7 protein-coding genes are annotated in these 4,401 nt (G+C 65.7%); all 7 read left to right on the top strand.

Features of this window, described 5'->3' with window-relative positions; genetic code table 11:
• A partial coding sequence (gene narH / locus AC2VOG_RS09990) for a nitrate reductase subunit beta (protein ID WP_486939745.1) occupies window positions 1–1,364 on the top strand: 1,364 nt, incomplete at its 5' end.
• The gene (gene narJ, locus AC2VOG_RS09985; RefSeq protein ID WP_486939744.1) at window positions 1,361–2,029 is read left to right on the top strand and encodes a nitrate reductase molybdenum cofactor assembly chaperone; all 669 of its coding nucleotides are present in this window, start codon (window positions 1,361–1,363) and stop codon (window positions 2,027–2,029) included. The genes narH and narJ, both read left to right, overlap by 4 nt.
• The gene (narI, locus tag AC2VOG_RS09980; RefSeq protein WP_486939743.1) at window positions 2,026–2,775 is read left to right on the top strand and encodes a respiratory nitrate reductase subunit gamma; all 750 of its coding nucleotides are present in this window, start codon (window positions 2,026–2,028) and stop codon (window positions 2,773–2,775) included. The genes narJ and narI overlap by 4 nt, the downstream gene beginning before the upstream one ends.
• Window positions 2,772–3,089, top strand: coding sequence for a DUF732 domain-containing protein (locus tag AC2VOG_RS09975; protein ID WP_486939742.1), 318 nt, complete (start codon window positions 2,772–2,774; stop codon window positions 3,087–3,089). The genes narI and AC2VOG_RS09975 overlap by 4 nt, the downstream gene beginning before the upstream one ends.
• Before the next feature lie 12 nt (window positions 3,090–3,101).
• Window positions 3,102–3,485, top strand: coding sequence for a RidA family protein (locus AC2VOG_RS09970; RefSeq protein ID WP_486939741.1), 384 nt, complete (start codon window positions 3,102–3,104; stop codon window positions 3,483–3,485).
• Window positions 3,486–3,524: 39 nt separating this feature from the next.
• Window positions 3,525–3,914 (top strand): MarR family winged helix-turn-helix transcriptional regulator, encoded by a 390-nt coding sequence (locus AC2VOG_RS09965; protein WP_486939740.1) that lies wholly within the window; start codon window positions 3,525–3,527, stop codon window positions 3,912–3,914.
• A gap of 51 nt (window positions 3,915–3,965) precedes the next feature.
• Window positions 3,966–4,401 (top strand): GTP-binding protein (locus AC2VOG_RS09960; RefSeq protein WP_486939739.1); only part of this gene is annotated, 436 nt, incomplete at its 3' end.

The following is a 4,401-nucleotide window of genomic DNA, read 5'->3' as shown; positions in this document are numbered from 1 at the left end:
TGCACAAGCTGCTGAACATCTTCGCCAACCCCAACCTGCCTGGCTTGAAGGACTACTACGAGCCGTGGACCTACGACTACGAGAACCTGACCGCTGCGCCGCTGGGCGACACCATTCCGGTTGCGGCGCCGAAGAGTTCGATCACCGGCGAACCGATGAAGATCGAGTGGGGGCCCAACTGGGACGACAATCTCGCTGGGGCACCGGAGACCCTGGTCAACGACCCGATCCTGGCGAAGGTCAGTGACCAGGTCAAAAGCGAGTTCGAAGAGACCTTCATGTTCTACCTGCCGCGGATCTGTGAGCACTGCCTGAATCCGTCGTGCGTGGCGTCGTGCCCGACCGGGGCCATCTACAAGCGTGAAGAAGACGGCATCGTGCTGGTCGACCAGGACCGCTGTCGTGGTTGGCGGCTGTGCGTGTCGGGATGTCCGTACAAGAAGGTGTACTTCAACCACAAGACCGGCAAGGCCGAGAAATGCCATTTCTGTTACCCGCGTATCGAAGTCGGCTTGCCAACGGTGTGCTCGGAGACCTGCGTGGGCCGGCTGCGCTACATCGGCCTGGTGCTCTACGACGCCGACAAGGTGCTTGAGGCGGCTTCGATCGACAATGACACCGACTTGTACGAGGCGCAGTGCGGGGTGTTCCTGGACCCGACCGACCCGCAGGTGATCGCGGGCGCACGCGCCGAGGGGATCTCGGATGCTTGGATTGAGGCCGCGCAGCGTTCGCCGATCTACGCGCTGATCAACACCTACAAGGTGGCGTTGCCGCTGCATCCGGAGTACCGGACCATGCCGATGGTCTGGTACATCCCGCCGCTGTCTCCGGTGGTCGATGCCGTCAGCCGGGACGGGCACGACGGCGAAGACCTGGGCAACCTATTCGGGGCGCTTTCCGCGCTGCGTATCCCGATGGCCTATCTCGCCGAGCTGTTCACCGCCGGCGACACCGGCGTGATCGAGGATGTGTTGCGTCGGCTGGCGGCGATGCGCTCCTACATGCGCGACATCAGCCTGGGCCGCGAGACCCAGCCGCACATACCCGCCTCGGTCGGTATGACCGAGGAACAGATGTACAACATGTACCGCCTGCTCGCGATCGCGAAATACGAAGAGCGTTATGTGATTCCCACCGCCTACAGCCAGCAGGCACACGACCTCGAACACCTGGGTTGCTCGATCACCGGCGGACCGCAGGGGTATGAGGAGGATCCTTTTGTGGGCGCGGATGACGTCGCGAAGACGTCGTTCCATCTGGTCGAGAACGGGCACGCGCAGCGGCCGCGGGGCCGGACCAACCTGCTCAACTGGGGTGGCGGCGAGCGGGCCGTGCCGGAGATGTTCCCGGAGCATCAGTGAAGCGATTCATTCACTCCCTGCGACGCCCGCCCGGTGGACCCGCCGACCGGGCGGTGTGGCAGGCGGCGTCGCTGCTGCTGTCCTACCCCGACGAGCAACTGCCCCAGCGGCTCGACACCGTCGAGGCACTGCTCGCCCACGCCGACGCGCCGGCGGCGAATCTGTTGCGGCGCACGGTCGCCGCGCTGCGCGCAGCTGACCCGATGACCGCCGCCGTCGACTACGTCGAAACCTTCGACATGCGGCGGCGCTCGACGATGTTTCTGACCTACTGGACTGGTGGTGACACCCGCAACCGTGGGATGCAGATGCTGGCCTTCGCCACCGCCTACCGCGAGGCCGGCGCCGAGCCGCCGGTGGGCGAGGCCCCCGACCACCTGCCGGTGGTTCTGGAGTTCGCCGCGACGGTGGACCCGCAGGCCGGACGTCGGCTGCTGCTGGCGCACCGCACGCCGATCGATGTCCTGCACCGTGCGTTGAGCGAGGCGGGGTCGCCGTATGCCTTCGCCGTGGGCGCAGTCTGCGAGACGCTCCCGGCGGCAACCGATCAGGAGGTGCAGGACGTGAGTCAGCTGATGGCATCCGGGCCGCCGGCGGAAGCCGTTGGGCTTCAACCTTTCACGGCAGCCGTTTCGCTCGGGATGCCGACGGTGCCGACCCGATGACCGACGTCACCCTGATCAGCCCCGCGGAGCTGTGGTGGGACATCGTGCCGTACTTCGTGCTGGCCGTCGCGGGCGTCGCCACCTGGTGGCGATACAAGTACGACAAGTTCGGGTGGACCACCCGCTCGTCGCAGCTATATGAGTCCAAGCTGCTGCGGATCGGCAGCCCGATGTTCCACTTCGGCAGCTTCGTGGTGATCGCGGGGCACATCATGGGGCTCTTCGTCCCGGAGTCGTGGACCGAAGCGCTGGGCATGAGCGATCGGCTCTATCACCTACAGGCGCTGATCCTGGGCCTGCCCGCCGGCATCGCCACCCTGATCGGGGTCGGACTGCTGATCTACCGGCGTCGGACCGAGCGCTCGGTGTTCAAGGCCACCAGTGTCAGCGACAAGCTGATGTATGCGGTGCTGGTGTGCGCGCTGGTGGTCGGGATGAGCTGCACCCTGATGGGCACCACCGCGTACGGCGAGGCGCATGACTACCGGCAGACGGTCTCGGTCTGGTTCCGGTCGATCTTTACGCTCGATCCGCGGGGCGATCTGATGCTGCAGGCGCCGCTGTATTTCCAGGTTCACGTCATGATTGCGTTGACTTTGTTCGCGCTGTGGCCGTTCACTCGTCTGGTGCACGCATTTAGCGCGCCGATCGGGTATCTGTTTCGGCCGTACATCGTCTACCGCAGCCGCGACGTCGCTAGGAGGAATCAGCCGATGGGTTCACGACCGCAACGGAGGGGCTGGTGAGAATCCGCGCGGCGCTGCTCGGCGCGCTCGGCTGTGTCTGCTTCGCGGCGCCGGCGCAGGCCGATCCGTCCGAAACCGACACCACTTTCCTGGTGTCCTTGCGGGCGGCCGGCATCACCTACAACAACGCTGACCAGGCCATCATCACCGCGAAACTGGTGTGCGGTTTGATCGCCGAGGGCAAACCGAGCCCGGACGTCTTGGAGGGTCTCAAGGCCCGTAACCCCGGCCTGACGACCGAGCACGGAACCCAGTTCGTGGGGATCGCCGCCCAGTTGTACTGCCCCGATCAGCTGGTGCGCAACGGCACCTAGGACGGAGCAACCATGAAGGTCGTGATTCCCGAGTGGATGAAGCCGATCTACGCCAACTTTCACTACGCGCCGGCCGTCATCGTCGGAGATCAGCTGCGCTGCTCGGGCATGATCGGCATCCGGCCTGACCTGTCGGTGCCGGAGGACCCCACTGAGCAGATCACCCTGGCGTTCGACAATCTGCGCGGTCTGCTCGGCGAGGTGGGGCTCACCTTCGCCGACGTCACGGAGATGACCACCTACCACGTTGGTCTCACCGCTCAAATGGAGAATTTCATCGCGGTCAAGGACACTTACGTGTCCGCCCCCTATCCCGCGTGGACAGCCGTCGGGATCTCCGAACTGGCCATCCCGGGGGCGGTAGCTGAAATTCGGATCACCGCACAGCTGAGCTGACCTGCGCACGCCGGCGGGGCTCGGCATAAAGTTACAGACGTGCCACTGCCTGACGACGTCTATTCGCGACTGCTTGCGTTCCGCACGCGGTTGCGGCGCTTCGAGCGGTGGAGCGCCGACCAGGCGCAAGCGGCTGGACTCACCCCCGCGCAGCACCAGTTGTTGTTGGCGGTGCGCGGCCACGGTGACTCGCGGGGGCCGACGGTCGGCGACATCGCGGATTATCTGCTGTTGCGCCACCACAGTGCGGGAGAACTGATCCAGCGCGCCGAAGCGGCCGGCCTGGTCACCCGGGTCCGCGACAGCGGCGACCAGCGGGTGATCCGGCTTCAGCTCACCGAGACGGCGGCGCAGTGCCTGCAATCGCTGACCGAACTGCACGTCAAGGAACTCGAGAGGTTCTCCGCCGAGTCGCCCTTCGGGTTGTGACGTGGCTTTCACGTTTTCGCGATTGACAGGGTGCGCTGGCAGAATCGCCCGGTGAACTTTCGTAACGTCGCCATCGTCGCGCACGTAGACCACGGCAAGACGACTCTGGTCGACGCCATGCTCCGCCAGTCGGGCGCCCTGCAGGAACGCGGTGAGGCGCAAGAGCGCGTCATGGACTCCGGGGATCTGGAGCGGGAAAAGGGCATCACGATCCTGGCCAAGAACACGGCCGTGCACCGCCACCACGCCGATGGAACCGTCACCGTCATCAACGTGATCGACACCCCGGGCCACGCCGACTTCGGCGGCGAGGTGGAGCGCGGGCTGTCCATGGTCGACGGCGTGGTCCTGCTGGTCGACGCGTCCGAGGGGCCGCTGCCGCAGACCCGGTTCGTGCTGCGCAAGGCGCTGGCCGCGCACCTGCCGGTGATCCTGGTGGTCAACAAGACCGACCGGCCCGACGCCCGCATTGCCGAGGTGGTCGACG

The organism is Mycobacterium sp. TH-M11 (assembly GCF_057473725.1).
The sequence above is the reverse complement of the archived record's forward strand: the minus strand, read 5'-3'. Positions and strand labels throughout refer to the sequence as shown.

Coding starts and splice junctions, on each gene's coding strand:
- narI (WP_486939743.1), top strand. CDS start 2,026: ATGACCGACGTCACCCTGATCAGCCCCGCGGAGCTGTGGTGGGACATC.
- AC2VOG_RS09970 (WP_486939741.1), top strand. CDS start 3,102: ATGAAGGTCGTGATTCCCGAGTGGATGAAGCCGATCTACGCCAACTTT.